Annotated in this window: 17 protein-coding genes; 9 read left to right on the top strand and 8 right to left on the bottom strand. The window is 67.4% G+C overall.

Annotated features, from left to right (window positions below; genetic code table 11):
* The 5 genes from sucB to TL10_RS16750 form a co-directional block, all read left to right on the top strand.
* Positions 1-777, top strand: a 777-nt coding sequence (gene sucB / locus TL10_RS16730) for a 2-oxoglutarate dehydrogenase, E2 component, dihydrolipoamide succinyltransferase (protein WP_043986480.1), incomplete at its 5' end; no start/stop codon positions are given.
* Positions 778-793: 16 nt separating this feature from the next.
* A complete protein-coding gene (locus TL10_RS16735) occupies positions 794-1,702 on the top strand; it encodes a TIGR01777 family oxidoreductase (protein ID WP_043986481.1) in 909 nt (302 codons plus the stop codon).
* Positions 1,703-1,727: 25 nt separating this feature from the next.
* Positions 1,728-2,414 (top strand): lipoyl(octanoyl) transferase LipB, encoded by a 687-nt coding sequence (gene lipB / locus TL10_RS16740; protein ID WP_043986482.1) that lies wholly within the window; start codon positions 1,728-1,730, stop codon positions 2,412-2,414.
* Positions 2,411-3,343: a lipoyl synthase gene (lipA, locus tag TL10_RS16745; RefSeq protein WP_043986483.1), complete on the top strand. Its 933-nt coding sequence runs from the start codon at positions 2,411-2,413 to the stop codon at positions 3,341-3,343. Before lipB ends, lipA begins: the two co-directional genes overlap by 4 nt.
* A gap of 15 nt (positions 3,344-3,358) precedes the next feature.
* Positions 3,359-4,114: a DUF4191 domain-containing protein gene (locus TL10_RS16750; protein WP_043986484.1), complete on the top strand. Its 756-nt coding sequence runs from the start codon at positions 3,359-3,361 to the stop codon at positions 4,112-4,114.
* 62 nt (positions 4,115-4,176) lie between these two features.
* On the opposite strand, the gene TL10_RS16755 is transcribed toward TL10_RS16750, so the two are convergent.
* Positions 4,177-4,653: an RDD family protein gene (locus TL10_RS16755; protein WP_043399774.1), complete on the bottom strand. Its 477-nt coding sequence runs from the start codon at positions 4,651-4,653 to the stop codon at positions 4,177-4,179.
* A gap of 167 nt (positions 4,654-4,820) precedes the next feature.
* Here TL10_RS16755 and glnA (TL10_RS16760) point away from each other — a divergent pair, with 167 nt between their 5' ends.
* The 3 genes from glnA (TL10_RS16760) to TL10_RS16770 all read left to right on the top strand — a co-directional run bounded on the left by glnA (TL10_RS16760) (position 4,821) and on the right by TL10_RS16770 (position 7,510).
* Positions 4,821-6,257, top strand: coding sequence for a type I glutamate--ammonia ligase (gene glnA, locus TL10_RS16760; RefSeq protein WP_043399683.1), 1,437 nt, complete (start codon positions 4,821-4,823; stop codon positions 6,255-6,257).
* 229 nt (positions 6,258-6,486) lie between these two features.
* On the top strand, positions 6,487-6,813 hold the full coding sequence (locus tag TL10_RS16765) for a darcynin family protein (protein ID WP_043399684.1): 327 nt from the start codon (positions 6,487-6,489) through the stop codon (positions 6,811-6,813).
* A gap of 280 nt (positions 6,814-7,093) precedes the next feature.
* The gene (locus TL10_RS16770; protein WP_043986485.1) at positions 7,094-7,510 is read left to right on the top strand and encodes a DoxX family protein; all 417 of its coding nucleotides are present in this window, start codon (positions 7,094-7,096) and stop codon (positions 7,508-7,510) included.
* Here TL10_RS16770 and TL10_RS16775 read toward each other — a convergent pair whose 3' ends face one another.
* From TL10_RS16775 to TL10_RS16805, 7 genes are all read right to left on the bottom strand, one after another.
* On the bottom strand, positions 7,511-8,365 hold the full coding sequence (locus TL10_RS16775; protein ID WP_043986486.1) for a TIGR03619 family F420-dependent LLM class oxidoreductase: 855 nt from the start codon (positions 8,363-8,365) through the stop codon (positions 7,511-7,513).
* Positions 8,362-8,937, bottom strand: coding sequence for a PaaI family thioesterase (locus tag TL10_RS16780; protein ID WP_043986556.1), 576 nt, complete (start codon positions 8,935-8,937; stop codon positions 8,362-8,364). The genes TL10_RS16775 and TL10_RS16780 overlap by 4 nt, the downstream gene beginning before the upstream one ends.
* Positions 8,938-8,999: 62 nt before the next feature.
* Complete coding sequence (locus TL10_RS16785) at positions 9,000-11,954, bottom strand: bifunctional [glutamine synthetase] adenylyltransferase/[glutamine synthetase]-adenylyl-L-tyrosine phosphorylase (protein ID WP_043986487.1); 2,955 nt, start codon at positions 11,952-11,954, stop codon at positions 9,000-9,002.
* A 28-nt stretch (positions 11,955-11,982) separates the two neighbouring features.
* Complete coding sequence (gene glnA, locus TL10_RS16790; protein WP_043986488.1) at positions 11,983-13,326, bottom strand: type I glutamate--ammonia ligase; 1,344 nt, start codon at positions 13,324-13,326, stop codon at positions 11,983-11,985.
* Between the two features lie 82 nt (positions 13,327-13,408).
* Entirely contained in the window at positions 13,409-14,950 is a 1,542-nt protein-coding gene (locus tag TL10_RS16795; RefSeq protein WP_043986489.1) for an alpha/beta hydrolase, read from the bottom strand.
* 123 nt (positions 14,951-15,073) lie between these two features.
* Complete coding sequence (locus TL10_RS16800) at positions 15,074-16,600, bottom strand: alpha/beta hydrolase (protein WP_110789111.1); 1,527 nt, start codon at positions 16,598-16,600, stop codon at positions 15,074-15,076.
* Between the two features lie 58 nt (positions 16,601-16,658).
* On the bottom strand, positions 16,659-18,062 hold the full coding sequence (locus TL10_RS16805) for a WS/DGAT/MGAT family O-acyltransferase (protein ID WP_043399702.1): 1,404 nt from the start codon (positions 18,060-18,062) through the stop codon (positions 16,659-16,661).
* 162 nt (positions 18,063-18,224) lie between these two features.
* Here TL10_RS16805 and panB point away from each other — a divergent pair, with 162 nt between their 5' ends.
* Positions 18,225-19,070, top strand: coding sequence for a 3-methyl-2-oxobutanoate hydroxymethyltransferase (gene panB / locus TL10_RS16810; RefSeq protein ID WP_043399705.1), 846 nt, complete (start codon positions 18,225-18,227; stop codon positions 19,068-19,070).
* Positions 19,071-19,116 lie beyond the last annotated feature (46 nt).

A 19,116-nucleotide genomic window follows, 5' to 3' on the forward strand; every position in this document is an offset into this window, starting at 1 on the left:
GCCGCTCCGGCTGCCAAGGCTCCGGCCGCCGCGCCCGCCCCGGCGCTGGCCCACCTGCGTGGCACCACGCAGAAGGCCACCCGGATCCGTCAGATCACCGCCAAGAAGACGCGGGAGTCGCTGCAGACCACGGCGCAGCTGACCCAGACGCACGAGGTCGACATGACCCGCATCGTCGGGTTGCGGGCCCGCGCCAAGAACTCGTTCGCCGAGCGCGAGGGCGTCAACCTGACCTACCTGCCGTTCATCGCCCGCGCGGTGATCGACGCGTTGAAGATCCACCCGAACGTCAACGCCAGCTACAACGAGGACACCAAGGAGATCACCTACTACGACGCCGAGCACCTCGGCTTCGCGGTGGACACCGAGCAGGGCCTGCTGTCGCCGGTCGTGCACAACGCCGGTGACCTCTCCCTGGGTGGTCTTGCTCGCGCGATCGTCGACATCGCCGACCGCGCCCGCTCGGGCAACCTGCGGCCCGACGAGCTGGCCGGTGGCACCTTCACCATCACCAACATCGGTAGCCAGGGCGCCCTGTTCGACACCCCGATCCTGGTTCCGCCGCAGGCGGCCATGCTCGGCACCGGTGCCATCGTCAAGCGGCCTCGCGTCGTCGTGGACGAGGGCGGCAACGAGTCGATCGGTGTCCGGTCGGTCTGCTACCTGCCGCTGACGTACGACCACCGCCTGATCGACGGCGCCGACGCCGGACGGTTCGTGACCACCATCAAACGTCGTCTCGAAGAGGGTGCGTTCGAGGCCGACCTCGGCCTCTAGGCCGGGCGGTAATCGCATGGCGCACGCAGTCATAGCCATCGCGGGCTCGTCCGGGCTGATCGGCTCTGCACTGGTGTCGGCGCTCCGTGCCACCGACCATCGGGTGGTGCGCATCGTGCGCCGCCAACCGGCCAACGCCGACGAGGTGTATTGGAACCCCGGTACCGGCGACTTCGATTGGCGCGCACTGCAAGACGTCGATGCCGTAGTCAACCTATGCGGGGTGAGCGTCGGATCCCGCCGGTGGTCCGGGGCGTTCAAGCAGAGCCTCCGCGACAGCCGCATCGTTCCGACCGAGGTGCTGACCGACGCCGTCGTCGACGCCGGGGTCCCCACGCTCATCAACGCCAGCGCCGTCGGCTTCTACGGCGATACCCGGGATCGGATCGCCGACGAACGGTCGCCCGCCGGTGCCGGTTTCCTGGCCCGGCTCTGTCTGGACTGGGAGGCCGCCACGCGCCCGGCCGCCGACGCGGGGGTCCGCGTCGTGCTCGCGCGCACGGGCCTGGTGCTGGCTCCGGCAGGCGGCATGCTGGCCCGGCTGCGGCCGGTGTTCGGGCTCGGTCTCGGCGCCCGGCTGGGCAGCGGGCGCCAGTACATGCCGTGGATCACGCTGGAGGACGAGGTGCGGGCCCTGCTGTTCACGCTGAATCACGACGAGCTGTCCGGTCCGCTGAACCTGACGGGCCCGGCGCCGGTGACCAACGGGGAGTTCACCGAAGCCCTGGGGCGTGCGCTGCACCGGCCCACACCGCTGCTGATGCCCGGTTTCGCGCTGCGCGCGGCGCTTGGTGAGTTCGCCGAGGAGGGGCTGCTCGGGGGCCAGCGGGCCATTCCCGCAGCGCTGGAGGACGCCGGTTTCGAGTTCCACCAGCGGACCATCGGCGAGGCCCTGTCGTACGTCACCGCCCCCAACGCGGCCTGACTGCCGCAGGCGTAGCGTCAGTTCGGTGACGATCCGATCTGCCGGTGGCCCGATCGACGTGCGCCGCCTGGGCACCATCGACTACAACGACGCCTGGGAGCTGCAGCGCGAGCTTGCCACCGCCCGCTCCGACGAGCGTGGCAACGACACCCTGCTGCTGCTCGAGCACCCGCCCGTCTACACCGCCGGCCGTCGCACCGAACCGCACGAGCGCCCGACCGACGGCACCCCCGTCATCGACACCGACCGCGGCGGCAAGATCACCTGGCACGGTCCCGGACAGTTGGTGGGTTACCCGATCATCGGCCTGGCTCAGCCGCTCGACGTGGTGAAATTCGTTCGGCTGCTTGAAGATGCGCTGATGTCGGTGTGCGCCGAGCTCGGCCTGGAGACCATCCGGGTGGACGGGCGGTCCGGCGTGTGGCTGGCCTCCGACGGACTGCGGCCCGAGCGCAAGATCGCCGCCATCGGCATCCGGGTCGCCCGCGGCACGACGCTGCACGGGTTCTCGCTCAACTGCAACTGCGACCTGGGCGCGTTCGGCGGCATCGTCCCGTGCGGCATCGTCGACGCCGGCGTCACGTCGCTGACGAAGGAGCTGGGCCGCGAGATCACGCCCGAGGACGTCATCGACCGGGTGGCCTCCGCGGTGTGCTCGGCACTCGGGGCGGCCGTCGACGCACCCCGTACCGCACTAATATCGTCACCATGAGCGTCGATCCCGGTAACCGCAAGCTGCTCCGCCTGGAGGTCCGCAACGCGGAGACGCCGATCGAGCGCAAGCCACCGTGGATCAAGACCAAGCTCAAGATGGGTCCCGAGTACAAGGACCTCAAGAGCCTGGTCAAACGCGAGGGCCTGCACACCGTCTGTGAAGAGGCGGGCTGCCCCAACATCTACGAGTGCTGGGAAGACCGCGAGGCCACTTTCCTGATCGGTGGCGAGCAGTGCACCCGCCGCTGCGACTTCTGCCAGATCGACACCGGCAAGCCCGCCGACCTGGATCGTGACGAACCCCGCCGGGTCGCCGAGAGTGTGCAGACCATGGGCCTGCGCTACTCCACGATCACCGGGGTGGCGCGCGACGACCTGCCCGACGGCGGCGCCTGGCTGTACGCCGAGACGGTCCGCCAGATCCACGCGCTGAACCCGAACACCGGCGTCGAGCTGCTCGCCCCCGACTTCAACGGCGTGCCCGCGCTGCTCGAAGAGGTCTTCGACTCGCGCCCAGAAGTGTTCGCGCACAACGTCGAAACCGTGCCCCGCATCTTCAAGCGCATCCGCCCCGCGTTCCGCTACGAGCGCAGCCTCAGCGTGCTCACCGCGGCCCGCGACTACGGCCTGGTGACCAAGAGCAACCTGATCCTCGGCATGGGTGAGACGCCCGAGGAGATCCAGATGGCCCTGCAGGACCTGTACGACGCGGGCTGCGACATCGTCACCATCACCCAGTACCTGCGCCCGTCGCCGCGGCACCATCCGGTCGAGCGCTGGGTGCGGCCGGAGGAATTCGTCGAGCACCAGCAGTTCGCGGAGGGTCTTGGCTTCGCCGGAGTGCTGGCCGGACCGCTGGTCCGTTCGTCGTACCGGGCCGGAAAGCTGTACGCCCAAGCTGCCCGATTACGGCCACCGGTTTCCTGAACCTATCCTGGTGGCATGGCAAAGACCACCAATGCTGCCGCTGTGAAGGCTGCGAAGGCCGAGGCGAAGGCTGCCCGTAAGGCCGCCTCCAAGGCACGCCGCGCCCAGCTCTGGCAGGCATTCCAGATTCAGCGCAAAGAGGACAAGCGGCTGCTGCCGTACATGATCGGCGCGTTCGTGCTGATCGTTGCGCTCGCCGTCGCGATGGCCGCGTACTCCGGCGGCATCTTCAGCTGGATCACGCTGCCCATCCTGGGTGTGCTGCTCGGCGGGTTGATCGCGTTCATCATCTTCGGCCGGCGGGCGCAGAAGTCGGTGTACAGCAAGGCTGACGGCCAGACCGGCGCGGCGGCCTGGGCGCTGGACAACATGCGTGGCCAGTGGCGGGTCACGCAGGCCGTCGCCGCCACCGGCAGCTTCGATGCCGTGCACCGCGTGGTCGGCCGGCCGGGTGTGATCTTCGTCGGCGAGGGATCGCCGCAGCGCCTGAAACCGCTTCTGGCGCAGGAGAAGAAGCGCACCGCACGGCTGATCGGCGAAGTGCCGATCTACACCGTCGTCGTCGGCAACGAAGAGGACCAGGTGCCGCTGTCCAAGCTGGAACGGCACCTGACCAAGCTGCCCGCCAACATCACCGCCAAGCAGCTGGATGCGCTGGAGTCCCGCCTGGCCGCCCTGGGTTCCAAGCTGGGTCCCGGCGGCCTGCCCAAGGGCCCGCTGCCTGCCGGCGCGAAGATGAAGGGCATGCAGCGCACCGCCCGGCGCAAGTAGAGCCCGCGATTTGTGCACGATTTTCCGCGCCGACCGCGGATTTTCGTGCACAGGAAGACGGGTCAGCGGCGCAGGACGGCGGTGTTCGTCAGCCGGTCCTGCAGGCCGCGGCCGTCGGCGTCGGTGAGCAGTGCCGGCACGGCCAGTGCGACCAGCACCCCGCGCACCACGGCACGGATGACGCCGACGCGCGGGGCATCGTCGAGCGGCACCACCATGAGGCCGAGGGCCAGCTGACCGGGCGTGAACCCGAACAGCGACAGCGACACGATGCCGAGCACGAGCCACACCACGAGCACAGCCGTGGACAGCGTGGACACCGACAGCAGGCCGAAGGCCATGGCGAGCCCGGCCAGCCCGTAGCCGATCAGCCAGTCGACCAGCAGGGCCACGGTGCGGCGTCCCATCCGAGCCAAGGATCGCGAGCCCGTTTCCGGCAGGCCGAGGGCTTTACCCGGGTACGAAGACTCATCAACGGGGCGCTCAGATTCGGGCCCGGACAGCCACGAACCGAGCCGAAATCCATCTGCACCGGACATGCTGTCAGGATAGGCGTGCACACTCGTCCAACCGAACCGTGCGGTGGGTGGTCCGCGATTCACCAACATGGGATCGCGTAACGTCCGCGAAACATACGGTTGATTGGCGTGCAACATCGTGTCCCTAGGTTCAACCGCGGGTAACACCAGTAAAGGAGATCACTTACGTGGCAGAAAAGACGTCTGACGACATCTTCAAGCTGATCAAGGACGAGAACGTCGAGTACGTGGACATTCGTTTCTGCGATTTGCCTGGTGTTGTCCAGCACTTCTCGATCCCGGCTTCGGCGTTCGACGAGAGCGTTTTCGAAGACGGCCTGGCCTTCGACGGTTCATCGGTCCGTGGCTTCCAGTCGATCCACGAGTCCGACATGATGCTGCTGCCGGATGCCAACACCGCGCGCATCGACCCGTTCCGGGCCGCCAAGACGCTGAACATGAACTTCTTCGTGCACGACCCGTTCACGCGTGAGGCCTACTCCCGTGACCCGCGCAACGTCGCACGCAAGGCCGAGAACTACCTGGCCAGCACCGGCATCGCCGACACCTGTTACTTCGGTGCCGAGGCCGAGTTCTACATCTTCGACTCGGTGGCGTTCGACTCCAAGATGAACGGCACTTTCTACGAGGTCGACTCCGAGTCGGGCTGGTGGAACAGTGGCGAGCCCTTCGAGGCAGACGGCTCCCCCAACCGCGGCTACAAGGTCCGCCCCAAGGGTGGTTACTTCCCCGTCGCTCCGTACGACCACTACGTCGACCTGCGCGACGAGATGTCGACCAACCTGATCAACTCCGGGTTCACCCTGGAGCGCGGCCACCACGAGGTCGGCACCGCCGGCCAGGCCGAGATCAACTACAAGTTCGACACGCTGCTGGCTGCGGCCGATGACGTGCTGCTGTTCAAGTACATCATCAAGAACACCGCGTGGGCGAACAACAAGACCGTCACCTTCATGCCGAAGCCGCTGTTCGGCGACAACGGCTCGGGCATGCACGCCCACCAGTCGCTGTGGAAGGACGGCAAGCCGCTGTTCCACGACGAGTCCGGCTACGCGGGCCTGTCCGACATGGCGCGCCACTACATCGGCGGCATCCTGCACCACGCCCCGTCGCTGCTGGCGTTCACCAACCCGACGGTGAACTCCTACAAGCGTCTGGTGCCGGGCTACGAGGCCCCGATCAACCTGGTGTACAGCCAGCGCAACCGCTCGGCATGTGTGCGTATCCCGATCACCGGCAACAACCCGAAGGCCAAGCGCCTCGAGTTCCGTTGCCCGGACAGCTCGGGCAACCCGTACCTGGCCTTCTCGGCGATGCTCATGGCCGGTATCGACGGCATCAAGAAGAAGATCGAGCCCATGGCCCCGATCGACAAGGACCTCTACGAGCTGCCGCCGGACGAGGCCGCCAGCATCCCGCAGGCCCCGACCTCGCTGGCTGCCGTCATCGACCGCCTCGAGGCCGACCACGACTACCTCACCGAGGGTGGCGTGTTCACCGAGGACCTGATCGAGACCTGGATCTCGTACAAGCGGGAGAACGAAATCCTGCCGGTGCAGATTCGCCCTCACCCGTACGAGTTCTCGCTCTACTACGACTGCTGAGTCGCGAGCACAAAACTGCCCCTCTCCTTCGCGAGAGGGGCAGTTTTTGCGTCTGCCGGTGTGCAGCTCGGCCAGCGCCGCTCGCCGCACGCCAACAAGTACGGTAGCCTCACCATTGCAAGCGTCACTGCTCGCGGTGCTGACAACCTCACAGGTCAACGGAGAGATTCGTTGGCCTGTTTTCGTTTCTCTCCAACCCTATTCGCAAGCGAGAGAACGAGGTTCGCCCATGTTCACGGTTTTCCTGTTGGTCAAGACAAATCCCGAGTGGCTCGGATTCCCGGTCGCCAAACGGTTCGACGAACTCGCGCTGCATCTGCAGCCGATCCTCGACCGCCATCAGGCGGTCACCTTCAAGTGGGTCGACACCGAGTTCTACACCGCCAGGGTCACCGACGTGTGGGTGCTCGAGGCCGCCGACCCGCACCAGTACGAACTGGCCGTCGAAGAGCTCCGCGAAACACCGCTGTGGGACCGGTATTTCGCCGTCGTCGAGATCCTGCCCGGCGTCGCGAACGCCTACGCGGACAACTACGGCAGAGCGGCGCTCGGGTAACCACCCAGCGCGAGCAGACGTCAAACCCCGCACCGTGCGGTTCACGGGGTTTGACGTCTGCTCACCCAACACTCCGGCACGCAACCATGACGGTCCGACAACGCCACCACCCAACATCGACCGCGAGTCGTACCGTCAGTTCATGACGACCCAACTGGACGCCTGCTTCGCCTACTTCCTGCTGGTGTTCATCGGCGGGGGCGTCTACGCGCTCGACGCGATGCGCCGAAAAGGCTGACGCACATCGGTGCCGTGGCTCGCTGCCCCTTAGGATCGAGCAATGGCTCAGACTGACATCGAATCCCGGCTCGACGCTGTCGCCCCACTCGTACTGTCCGTTTTCCGGATCGTCATCGGTTTCCTGTTCACGGTGCACGGTGTCACCACGTTGTTCAAGTGGCCTGTCGACACCAATCCCGGCGTTGCCGCACCGGCATTCGGCAGTTTCCCGGGCTGGTATGCCGGCGCGATCGAGCTGATCGTCGGGATCCTGCTCGTCACCGGCCTGGCCACCCGTATCGCCGCGTTCATCGGTTCCGGCGAGATGGCTTTCGCCTACTTCATGGCCCACCAGCCGCAGGGTCTGCTGCCCATCGCAAACGGCGGCGAGCCCGCCGTGCTCTACTGCTTCTCGCTGTTCCTGCTGGTGTTCACCGGCGGTGGTGCCATCGGCCTCGACGCGCTACGCAAACGCTAGCTAGAGGCCCAGGTCCGCGCGAAAGCGCTTGAGTCCGTCGATCTTCTCGGGCAGTGTGGCCGACGGACCGCTATAGAACATCCACGGCATCGTGATGTTGCCGGTGATGCCGGCCTGCTCGGCGCGCGCGAAATGCTCCGGCAGGTAGGCGTCGGCCAGCGGCGTCAGGATCTCGAAACCCTCGAGCGGCAAACCGTTTTCGGCTCGTATCTCGCGCACCCGCGTCGCCGCGGCGATGGCCTGGTCAGTGGTGATCAGGTCGCCGATCCAGCCGTCGTTGCGCGCGGCGCGGTGCAGAGCAATCTCGCTGAGTCCGCCGACATAGATGGGCACCCGCGGCGGTGTCGGCTCCATTTCCAGCCGCGGCACCTGGTAGAACTCGCCGTCGAACGACGTCCACCCCGGCTGCCACAGCTGCCGGATCAACTCGAGCATCTCGTCGGTGCGTTTCCCACGGCGCTCGAAAGCCTGCCCCATCAAGGCGAATTCGTCGGCGCACCAGCCCACGCCGACACCGAATTCGACGCGGCCGCCCGACAGACAGGCCGCCGTCCCGACCGATTTCGCAACCGAGAACGGGTCGCGCATGCCGGGGATGTACACCGTCGTCACGAATTTCACCCGGCTCGTCACCTGCGCCAGCGCACCGACCAGCACCCACGGGTCCGGCCAGTGCGTGAACGGCTGCCAGCGCCGCTGCCCGTCGGGCGTGTACGGGTAGGGCGTGCTCAGCGTCTCCAGGTTCACCACGTGGTCCGGGATCGCGATGCCGTCGTAGCCGAGTTCGTCCGCGGCCCGGGCGATCTCGACCAGCTCACCGACATCCAGGAAGGCCAGGCTGACGTAGAACTTCACTCGCGCGCCCAGGACGGCCGGATGAAGATACCGTCGGCCTCGACGGTGATCCCGGCTGAGTCGGAAAGGGTCCCGCGGGCAAAGGTCTTGATGCCGTCGGTACGGTCGATCCAGGCCTCGGTCCGCACGCGGCCCAGCGGCGTCCCGCGCAGATAACGCAGGGTGATGGTGCCGGTGAAGTGCGGCTTGGTGAACTGGGCGCTGGCAGTCTCGCCGAGCAGCTGGTCGAGTACCAATGCGCAGATGCCGCCGTGCACCAGACCGGGTGGGCCTTCGTAGGGCAGGCCCAATTCGAATTCCGCCCATGCCTTGTAGTCGGGGCCGCCCTCGTGCGTGATCTCCATCGGCGGGGCGATCGCATTGCGCATGCCCACAGCGGGATTCGTATATGCCAGCGGACGGCCGTCGACCTCGTGGCGCACCGTCCACGCGTTGGTGCGTTCCACCTGCCGCAGCGTGGTGGTCACGGCTTCGATGGCGGCCTGCGCCTCGGCGATGGTGGCCTCGTCGACACCGGTCCGGATACTGGCGTCGATCAAGTTGCGCACCGCATCGGTGAACGGCCGGTACATTGCCAGCTGTCGCTCGTATTCCGCACCGCTGATCGAGTCGACCGGGAAATCACTCACGTTGCCTACTCCCCAAAAACCTTGCGTACCACCGTTTTGGCACGACGAGTCACGCGCAGGTAGTTGTCCAGGAACTCACTGCCGTCGCCGCTGGGCCAGCCGGCGGCCACCGCGACGGCGTTGAGCTGACGGCCCGGCCCGGGCAACTGGTCGGTGGGCTTGCCACGCACCAGCACCAGCGCGTTGCGCGCGCGGGTGGCGGTCAGCCAGGCCTGGCGCAGCGTGTCCGCTTCGTCGCCCTCGATCAACTGCGCCGCCTCGATGGCATCGAGCGCTTCCAGCGTCGAGGTGTTGTGCAGCGTGGGAACCTTGTGCGCGTAACGCAATTGCAGCAGCTGCACGGTCCACTCCACGTCGGCCAGGCCACCGCGGCCCAACTTGGTGTGAGTGTTCGGGTCCGCGCCGCGAGGCAGCCGCTCGGCGTCGACCCGGGCCTTGATCCGGCGGATTTCGCGCACCGTATCCGCCGACACACCATCGGACGGGTAGCGGGTGCGGTCGATCATCAGCAGGAAGCGCTCGCCGAGCTCCAGATCCCCGGCCACCCGATGGGCCCTCAGCAGCGCCTGCACCTCCCACGGCTGCGCCCACTGCGCGTAGTACTGCTCGTACGACGCCAAAGTCCTTACCAGAGAGCCATTTCGGCCTTCTGGACGCAATCCTGCGTCAACTTCGAGCGGTGGATCGCTACTAGGCTGCCCCAACAAGGTCCGCACCTGTTCTGCCACCCCGATTGCCCACCGGACCGCAGCGGACTCGTCCGCTGCGGTGTCCGTGGGTTCACACACGAACATCACGTCCGCATCGGACCCGTAGCCCAGTTCTCCACCGCCGAGCCGGCCCATCCCAATGACGGCGATGCGCGCCAACGGACCGTCGGTGCTCGAGTTCGCGCGGATCACCACTTCCAGCGCGGCCTGCAGCACCGCCACCCACACCGAGGTCAGTGCCCGGCAGACATCGACCACCGGGAGCAAGCCCAGCAGGTCGGCTGAGGCGACCCGCGCCAGTTCCCGGCGGCGCAGGGTGCGCGCCGCGGCGATGGCCCGGGCGGGGTCTGCGTGCCGGCCGGCCGAGGCGACCAGCGCGCGGAACACCGCATCCGGTTCCACGTCAAGCAGTTTCGGCCCCTGCGGACCGTCGGCGTACTGCCGGATGACCTCCGGCGCCCGCAGCAGCAGGTCCGGCACATAGGCCGACGTGCCGAGCACCCGCATCAGCCGCTTGGCGACGGCGCCCTCGTCGCGCAGCGTGGACAGGAACCAGCGCTGGTCCCCCAGTTCCTCGCTGATGCGCCGGTATGCGAGCAGGCCCGCGTCCGGGTCCGGGGTGTCCGACAGCCAGTCCAGCAGCGTCGGCAGCAGTACCTGCTGCACGGTGCCGCGGCGGCCGCTGGAACTGGTCAGCGCGGCCAGGTGGGTCAGCGCGCTCTGCGGTCCTTCGTAACCGAGTGCGGCCAGCTGCCTTTCGGCCGCGGCGGTGGTCAGCCCAGGACCGAATTGGTTGCCCACTTCCAGCAGCGGCTGATAGAAGAGCTTGGCGTGCAGACGGGACACTCGCGTGTTCTGCCGCCTCAGGTCCTCGCGCAGGACCCCGAGTGCGTCGTGCTGTCCGTCGGGCCGGATGTGTGCCGCCCGCGCCAGCCAGCGCCACGCCTCGTCGTCACCCTCCTCGGGCAACAGGTGGGTGCGCTTGAGCCGCTGCAGTTGCAGCCGGTGCTCCAGCAGCCGCAGAAACTCATAGGACGCAGTGAGATTCGCGGTGTCGTCGCGGCCGATGTAACCGCCGGAGCCGAGTGCCGCCAACGCGTCGACGGTCGAGGCGACATGCAGCGAATCGTCGTTGCGGCCGTGCACCAGTTGCAGCAGCTGGACCGCGAACTCGACGTCCCGCAGGCCGCCCTTGCCCAGTTTCAGTTCTCGCGTACGCACCCCGGCGGGCACCAGCTCCTCGACGCGGCGGCGCATGGCCTGCACATCGGGCACGAAATCCTCACGGTCACAAGCGGTCCAGACCATCGGCATCAGCGCGTCGATGTACTGCTCACCCAGCTCCGGGTCGCCGACCGCGGCCCTGGCCTTCAAAAGTGCCTGGAATTCCCAGGTTTTCGCCCACCGCTGGTAGTAGGTGACATGCGACTCCAGGGTGCGGACCAGCTGACCGGCTTTGCCCTCGGGCCGTAGCGCCGCGTCGACCTCGAAGAAGGTCTCGCCGGCGAACCGCATCATCTCGCCGGCCACCCGGGTGGTCACCGAGTCCGCCGCCTCGGCCACGAAGATGACGTCGACGTCGCTGACGTAATTCAGTTCGCGCGCACCGCATTTGCCCATAGCGATGACCGCGAGCCGCGGACCGGGATCATCGCCGCACACGGTCCGGGTCGCGACGACCAGCGCCGCGCCGAGCGCCGCGTCGGCGAGGTCCGACAAGTGCTCCCCCACGGTGACGTACGGCAGCACCGGTTCGTTCTCGACCGTCGGCGCCACGTCCAGGGCCGCCAGCACCAGGATCCGGTCACGGTAATAGGTCTGCAGCACGTGCGAAGCCCCTGCGGTACCGGCGATTTCGGCCGCCAGCCGCTCGAAGTCGTCCAGCAGTTCGGCGCGGGACGGCAGCGTGACGTCGCCGTGCAGCAGGCGCCACGAAAGGGGGTGCGCCACCAGATGATCGCCCAGGGCCAGCGATGACCCCAGCACGGCGAACAGCCGGCCCCGCAGGGACGTGTCGGTTACCAGTAGTGCGCTGAGCTCAGCCCAGTCGGCTTCGAGGGCGTCGGCAATGCGCACCATGGCGCGCAGCGCGCTGTCGGCGTCCGGGGCGCGCGACAACGACCACAACAACGCCACGTGTGCGTCGGTGTTCCAGCCGAGCCGATCCAGATCCGCCCGGGCTGTCGGCGCCACCAACCCGAGCCGGCCGACGCTGGGCTGCGTGGGGCGCTGCGTCGAGGGGTTGGGCATCACCCGACGTTAGCGCACAGTCATGCCGTTACAGCGACAGGTATTCCTTGAGTTCGAACGGTGTCACGTGGCTGCGGTAGGTCTCCCACTCCGCGCGCTTGTTGCGCAGGAAGTAGTCGAAGACGTGCTCTCCCAACGCCTCGGCGACGAGTTCGGACTTCTCCATCTCCGCCAGTGCCACACCCAGGCTGCCGGGCAACTCCTTGTAGCCCATCGCGCGGCGTTCCTCGGACGTCAGGTTCCAGACGTTGTCCTCGGCCTGCGGCCCGAGCTCGTAGCCCTTCTCGATGCCGCGCAGGCCGGCGGCCAGCAGCACCGCGAAGGCCAGGTACGGGTTGCATGCCGAGTCGGGGCTGCGCACCTCGATGCGGCGCGACGAGGCCTTGCGCGGCGTGTACATCGGGACCCGGACCAGCGCCGAGCGGTTGGCCGCACCCCACGAGGCGGCGGTCGGGGCCTCGCCGCCGTGCACCAGCCGCTTGTAGGAGTTCACCCACTGGTTGGTGACGGCGCTGATCTCGCTGGCGTGCGTCAGGATGCCGGCGATGAAGGACTTAGCGACGTCCGACAGCTGCAGCGGATCGTCAGCGCTGTGGAAGGCGTTGGTCTCACCCTCGAACAGGCTCATGTGGGTGTGCATCGCCGAGCCGGGGTACTGGCTGAACGGCTTGGGCATGAACGTGGCGCGCACGCCTTCGTTGAGCGCGACTTCCTTGACCAGGTAGCGGAAGGTCATGACGTTGTCGGCCATCGACAGGGCGTCGGCGTAGCGCAGGTCGATCTCCTGCTGGCCGGGTGCGCCCTCGTGGTGGCTGAACTCCACCGAGATGCCCATGGACTCCAGCGCGTCGATGGCGTGCCGGCGGAAGTTGGGCGCCGAATCGTGCACGGCCTGGTCGAAGTAGCCGCTGTTGTCGGCCGGCACCGGCACCGAGCCGTCGTTGGGGCCGGGTTGCAGCAGGAAGAACTCGATCTCCGGGTGCACGTAGCAGGAGAAGCCCAGATCGCCGGCCTTGGACAGCTGACGACGCAGTACATGGCGCGAATCCGCCCAGGACGGCGAACCGTCGGGCATGGTGATGTCGCAGAACATGCGGGCCGAGTAGTGCTTGCCGGCGCTCTTGGTGGTCCACGGCAGCACCTGGAAAGTGGACGGATCAGGACGGGCCACCATGTCGGCTTCCGAGACGCGGGCAAAGCCCTCGATCGCGGATCCGTCGAAGCCGATGCCCTCCTCGAAGGCGCCTTCCAGCTCGGCCGGCGCGATCGCCACGGACTTGAGGTATCCGAGCACGTCCGTGAACCACAGCCGGACAAAACGGATGTCGCGTTCCTCCAGCGTGCGCAGCACGAATTCCTTCTGGCGATCCATGTCCGCAGCGTAGGCAGCGGCTGTTAAATCCGTGTTACCAAGTGGACTCTGTTCGGCATGTATCACCGGTGAGACGCTGTGGTCAGCACCGCAATCCCGCCGCCGGCAGCACCGACTGGGTCAGGAACGCCACCACGGCCGTGTCGACGCACCGGTCGCCGTTGAACACCACGGTGTGCTGGGTGCCCTCGTAACTGATCAGCGAGGCGTCGAGTTCGCGCGCCAGGTTCACGCCGGCTTGGTACGGCGTCGCCGGGTCATGCGTGGTGGATACGACGATGACCTTGCCCGGGCCGGGCGACGCCGGCGCGTGCGGACGGGACGTCGCGGGCACCGGCCACATGGTGCACACGTCGCGCGGCGCGTAGCCGGTGAACTGGCCGTAGCTCATGAACGGTGCCAGCTGGCGCGCCCGTTGGTCGGCTGCCGCCCACGTCGCGGGATCGGTCGGGAACGGCGCGTCGACGCACCGGATCGCGGTGAACGCGTCCTGCAGCGGCGCGTACTGACCGTTCTGATCACGGTGCTGATAATCGTCGGCCAGCAGCAGCAGGTCACCGGCATCGCCGCCGCGCTGCAGACCGAGCAGCCCGCTGGTCAGAAACTTCCAGTACTTCTTCGTGTAGAGCGCGTTGATGGTGCCGGTGATCGCGTCGGGATAGCTCAGGCCACGCGGATCGGACGTCAAACCCGGGCGCACGGCGAGCGGATTGACCAGCTGCTGGTACCGCGCCACGAACTGCGTCGGGTCGGTGCCCAGGGGGCAGCCGGGCGCCTGCGCGCAGTCCGCCGCATAGTCGTTGAAAGCCGTTTGGAATCCGGCCAATTGGAGCAGGTTCTCGGTGACCGGGTCCGCGTTGGGGTCGACGGCGCCGTCGAGCACCATGGCCCGCACCCGGTCCGGGAACCGTTCGGCGTACGCCGCACCCAGCTCGGTGCCATACGAGAAGCCCAGATAGTTGATCTGCGGCTCTCCGAGCGCGGCCCGGACCACGTCCATATCCCTTGCCGCCGAAGCAGTTCCGACATTGGCGAGGAAGCTGCTGCCCATCTGCTGCAGGCAGTCCTGCGCAGTGCGACGGCTGACGGCTTCGATGTGCGCCACCCCGGCCGGGCTGTAATCGACCATCGGGTCCCGGCGATTGGCGTCGAATTCGGCGTCGCTGCGGCACCGCAGTTGCGGCGTCGAATGTCCCACGCCGCGCGGATCGAAGCCGACCAGATCGAAGCTGCGGCCGATCTCGGTATCGGCCAGGACGGCGCCCATGCCCGCGACGGTGTTGACGGCCGACGCACCCGGGCCGCCGGGATTGACCAGCAGGACGCCCAGTCGTTGACCTGAGGCCGGGACCCGGATGACAGCCAGCTTCGCTTGCGGCCCTTGCGGATCCGCGTAGTCGACGGGGACGCTGATGTTGGCGCACCGCGCCGTCGGCAGGTCCGTGGTGTCACCGATGAACGGCTCGCAACCACTCCAGGCCGGCGCCTGTTCGTAGTAGGACTGCAGGGATTCGGGGGCCGCGTGCGCGACCGACCCCGGCTCGGCGCTGATGGCCACCAGCAATCCGACGACCCCTACCGCACACCGTCGTCCTCGACTGCCCGCCCGCAACATGGCAAACATGGTCGCACGGCGCACAGCCGAGTCGAAGCCTGGCCAGGGAGGGAGACAACCCGGCAATCAGACGGTGACCAAACAGTTATCTTGCGACGGCACTCGGTATTCCGAGACTGGGCATTTCGCGACTCAGCATTTCGCGCCGGCGTCGGGCAGGGTCCCATTGACCAGATAGCTGCTGGCATGGTCGTCGACACAACTGTTGCCCTGGAACACCACGGTGTGCTGGGTGCCGTCGAACGTCAGCAGACTGCCGCCGAGTTCCTTGGCCAGGTCCACGCCGGCCTTGTACGGCGTGGCCGGGTCGTGGATCGTCGACACCACCAGCGGCGCGGCCAGGTCCTTGACCGAAATCTCGTGCGGCTTCGACGTCGGGGGCACCGGCCAGAACGCGCAGGTGCCCAGCGGGGCGTCGCCGGTGAACTGGCCGTAGCTCATGAAGGGCGCCACCTCGCGGGTGCGCTTGTCCTCCGCGATGACCTTGGTGCGGTCGGTGATCGGCGGCTCGTCGACGCAGTTGACCGCCACCCGGGCGTCGGTCGAGTTGTCGTAGTGGCCATCTGAATCGCGGCCCATGTAGGCGTCGGCGAGCCGCAGCATGATGTCGCCGTGGCCTTCCTTGAGCTCGGTGAGGCCCGCGGTGAGGTCCTTCCACATGGCCGGCGAGTAGAGCGGCAGGATGGTGCCGACCAACGCGTCGCTGTAGCTCAGACCACGCGGATCCTTTGTGGCAGCGGGTTTTTGGACCAGCGGGTCGACCAGGCTGTGGTAGACGTCGTTGACCTTGGCAGGGTCGGTGCCCAGCGGGCAGTCGGGGCTGGTCGCGCAGTCGGCGGCGTAGTTGTTGAACGCGGTCTGGAACGCGGCGGCCTGGTTGATGTCCGCTTCGATCGGATCGGCGTTGGGGTCGACGGCGCCGTCGAGGATCATCGAACGCACCTTGTCCGGGTAGTCCTCGGCGTACTGGGCGCCGATGCGGGTGCCGTACGAGTAACCCAGGTAGGTCAGCTTGTCGTCGCCGAGCGCGGCCCGGATGGCATCCAAATCCTTGGCGACGTTGGCGGTTCCGACGTTCTCGAGGAAGTCCTTGCCCATCTTGTCGACGCAGCGCTGCACGAACGCCTTGGTCTCGGATTCGATGTGCGCGACACCGGCCGGCGAGTAGTCGACCTGCGGGTCGGCGCGCTGCCGGTCATTGTCGGCATCGGAGTTGCACCACACCGCGGGCTTGGAGGACCCGACGCCGCGGGGGTCGAAGCCGACGAGGTCGAAGCGCTGCCGCACCGAGTCGGGAATGTTGTTGAGCAACGACACTGCCGCGCTGACGCCCGACTCCCCCGGCCCGCCGGGGTTGATCACCAGGGAACCGATCTTGTCGCCGGTCGCCTTGATCCGCAGCAACGCCAGCTGCGCGACGTCGCCGTCGGGCTTGCTGTAGTCGACGGGCACCGACAGCATCGCGCACTCGGCCCCCTTGGGGATGCGCGACTGCGAGTCCGGGGACGTGGTCTGGCACGGCGACCACTGCAGGGGCGCGCCCGGCTTCGGCACCGCGCGGATGGCGCGTCCGTCGATCACCGTGCTGCAGCCCGTCGCGAGCACCAGGACCATTGCCAGTCCCGATGCGCAGGCGAGACTCCCCCGTCTGAGGTTCATGGTCGACCATGGTGCCATGTGCCCAGGTCTGACCTGATGAGGGCGTTGCCGCGCGCCGTCATACGGTGGCAGCGGCAACCAGCTCGTCCAACTCGGTGGCGAATTCGTCGGCCATGGCCCACAGGTCCGGAACCAGCTCCGGGCAAGAGATCAGGCCGACGTCCAGCGTGCCGTTGAGGGACATCACGGTGATGTTCAACCCGGAGCCGTGGAACAGCGGGCCCAGCGGGTACATCGCCTTGACCTCGGCGCCCAGCATGTACAGCGGATCCTGCGGACCGGGCACGTTCGAGACGACGAGGTTGTGCACCGGCATGGCCTCGGCCAGTTTGGTCACCGCGAGCACCCGCATCGCCGCGCCGAACACCGACGGTGCGGCGAACTGCGACCAGTCCTGCAGCAGCGTCGCACTGATCGCCGAACTGTGTTGTTTGGCAACTGTGCTCGAGTCGGCGATAGCGCGCAGCCGCTCGGCCGGGTCCTCGATGGTGGTCTCCAGTTTGGAGAACATGCCCGATACCTGGTTGCGGCCGGGGCGGTCGGATTTCCCGTGCACCGACACCGGGCACATGGCCACCAGGGTGGACTCCGGCAGCGCGTCCTGCTCCAGCAGGTAGCGCCGCAGCGCGCCGGACACCAACGCCAGTACCACGTCGTTGACCTTGACGTGGAAGTGGTTCTTGACGGTCTTGATGTCCTCGAGGTCCAGCTGGGCGAACGCCACATTGCGGTGCCCGGTGACGTTGACGTTGAACGCGGTCTTCGGCGCGGCGAATGGCGCCGCCATGGTCAGGCCCTTGGCGGCGCGGCGGACGGTGTCGATGACGCTGGTCGCCGTCGAGGGCAGCACGTTGGCCAGCTTGAGCGGGCGGCTGAAGTACTTGACCGCGCCGCCGACCGCGATCTCGAGCTCTGAGGCGGTGCCGCTGCCCGCGACAGGCTCGGGCGCCGGTGCGTCAGGTTCGAGGGTGCACAGCTGCGACATCAGGTTGGCGCCGGTGACGCCGTCGATTCCCGCGTGGTGCATCTTGACCATGACGGCCAGCCGGCCACCGTTGTGAGCGTCGGTGCCCGCGATGTTCTCGATCACCCACATCTCCCACAGCGGGCGGCTGCGGTCGAGCTGCAGTGCCGCGATGTGCCCGCAGATCTCGGCGAGCTCGGTACGACCGCCCGGGGCCGGCAGCCCGATCCGGTGCAGGTGCCGGTCGATGTCGAAATCCGGGTCCTCCACCCATACGGGGTGGTCGAGGTTCAGCGGCGAGTCCGCCAGCTTCTCGCGAAACTCGGGCATGGCCGCGATGCGCTCGCTGAGCATCTGCCGCATCTTGTCGAACGTGTAGCCACCCGGAATGGTCGCGGCATCGAGTTCCAGCACCGAGCACACGTGCAGGGGCTGAACCGCCGTTTCCAGATAGAGGAAGCTGGCGTCGAGGCCGCTGAGCCGTTGGTATCCGGGCATGGGCGTGATCGTAGGCGGCCGTCTTGAACCAATGTGAGGCATTCCACTTCACGTGTCGTTCACCTTCGGGGTCTGGTGGTGGCAGACTTGACCCCGTCATACGTCCCGGGGACCCGATTTGGGCCTCGAGGTTCGAACCGACCAACACATTTGAGGACGACGATGTCTGATCAGCTTTACGGCGCTGCCCCGGAGTCTGTCTGTACGACCCCGCGCACCAAGGTCCGCACTCACCACCTGGCGAAATGGAAGGCCGAAGGCCACAAGTGGGCGATGCTCACGGCCTACGACTACTCCTCCGCCCGTATTTTCGATGACGCCGAGATTCCGGTACTGCTGGTCGGCGATTCCGCGGCCAACGTGGTCTACGGCTACGACACCACCCTGCCCATCACCATCGACGAGCTGATCCCCCTGGCCCGCGCGGTCGTCAAGGGTGCCCCGCACGCGCTGGTGGTCGCCGACCTGCCGTTCGGCAGCTATGAGGCCGGCCCGCAGCAGGCGCTCGCCACGGCGACCCGCTTCATGAAGGAAACCGGTGCCCACGCGGTCAAGCTGGAGGGCGGTGAGCGGATGGTCGAGCAGATCGCCGCGCTGACCCAGGCCGGCGTCCCCGTCGTCGCCCACATCGGCTTCACCCCGCAGAGCGTCAACGGGCTGGGCGGTTTCCGCGTCCAGGGCCGCGGCGATGCCGGTGACCAGACCATCCACGACGCCATCGCGGTGGCCGAGGCCGGCGCGATCGCCGTGGTGCTCGAGATGGTGCCGGCCGAGCTGGCCACCCAGATCACCGGCAAGCTGACCATCCCGACCGTCGGCATCGGCGCCGGCGCCAACTGCGACGCGCAGGTGCTGGTGTGGCAGGACATGGCCGGTATGACGAGCGGCAAGACGGCCAAGTTCGTCAAGCGCTTCGGTGATGTCGGGGCCGAATTGGGCCGGGCCGCACGGCAATACGCCGCCGAGGTGGCATCGAGCGTGTTCCCCGCCGACGAACACTCCTACTAGTTTTTCTGCGCGAGCAGACACAAAACTGTCCCGTTTCGCGTGAAAA

The organism is Mycolicibacterium llatzerense (assembly GCF_000878195.1).
Classification (GTDB): Bacteria; Actinomycetota; Actinomycetes; order Mycobacteriales; family Mycobacteriaceae; genus Mycobacterium; species Mycobacterium llatzerense.

What these genes read in the sequence shown, in the direction of transcription:
- TL10_RS16735 (WP_043986481.1), top strand. Translation starts at nt 794, where the DNA reads ATGGCGCACGCAGTCATAGCCATCGCGGGCTCGTCCGGGCTGATCGGC.
- lipA (WP_043986483.1), top strand. Translation starts at nt 2,411, where the DNA reads ATGAGCGTCGATCCCGGTAACCGCAAGCTGCTCCGCCTGGAGGTCCGC.
- TL10_RS16750 (WP_043986484.1), top strand. Translation starts at nt 3,359, where the DNA reads ATGGCAAAGACCACCAATGCTGCCGCTGTGAAGGCTGCGAAGGCCGAG.
- TL10_RS16755 (WP_043399774.1), bottom strand. Translation starts at nt 4,653, where the DNA reads ATGTCCGGTGCAGATGGATTTCGGCTCGGTTCGTGGCTGTCCGGGCCC.
- TL10_RS16765 (WP_043399684.1), top strand. Translation starts at nt 6,487, where the DNA reads ATGTTCACGGTTTTCCTGTTGGTCAAGACAAATCCCGAGTGGCTCGGA.
- TL10_RS16770 (WP_043986485.1), top strand. Translation starts at nt 7,094, where the DNA reads ATGGCTCAGACTGACATCGAATCCCGGCTCGACGCTGTCGCCCCACTC.
- TL10_RS16780 (WP_043986556.1), bottom strand. Translation starts at nt 8,937, where the DNA reads ATGTACCGGCCGTTCACCGATGCGGTGCGCAACTTGATCGACGCCAGT.
- TL10_RS16785 (WP_043986487.1), bottom strand. Translation starts at nt 11,954, where the DNA reads ATGCCCAACCCCTCGACGCAGCGCCCCACGCAGCCCAGCGTCGGCCGG.
- glnA (WP_043986488.1), bottom strand. Translation starts at nt 13,326, where the DNA reads ATGGATCGCCAGAAGGAATTCGTGCTGCGCACGCTGGAGGAACGCGAC.
- TL10_RS16795 (WP_043986489.1), bottom strand. Translation starts at nt 14,950, where the DNA reads ATGTTTGCCATGTTGCGGGCGGGCAGTCGAGGACGACGGTGTGCGGTA.
- TL10_RS16800 (WP_110789111.1), bottom strand. Translation starts at nt 16,600, where the DNA reads ATGAACCTCAGACGGGGGAGTCTCGCCTGCGCATCGGGACTGGCAATG.
- TL10_RS16805 (WP_043399702.1), bottom strand. Translation starts at nt 18,062, where the DNA reads ATGCCCGGATACCAACGGCTCAGCGGCCTCGACGCCAGCTTCCTCTAT.
- panB (WP_043399705.1), top strand. Translation starts at nt 18,225, where the DNA reads ATGTCTGATCAGCTTTACGGCGCTGCCCCGGAGTCTGTCTGTACGACC.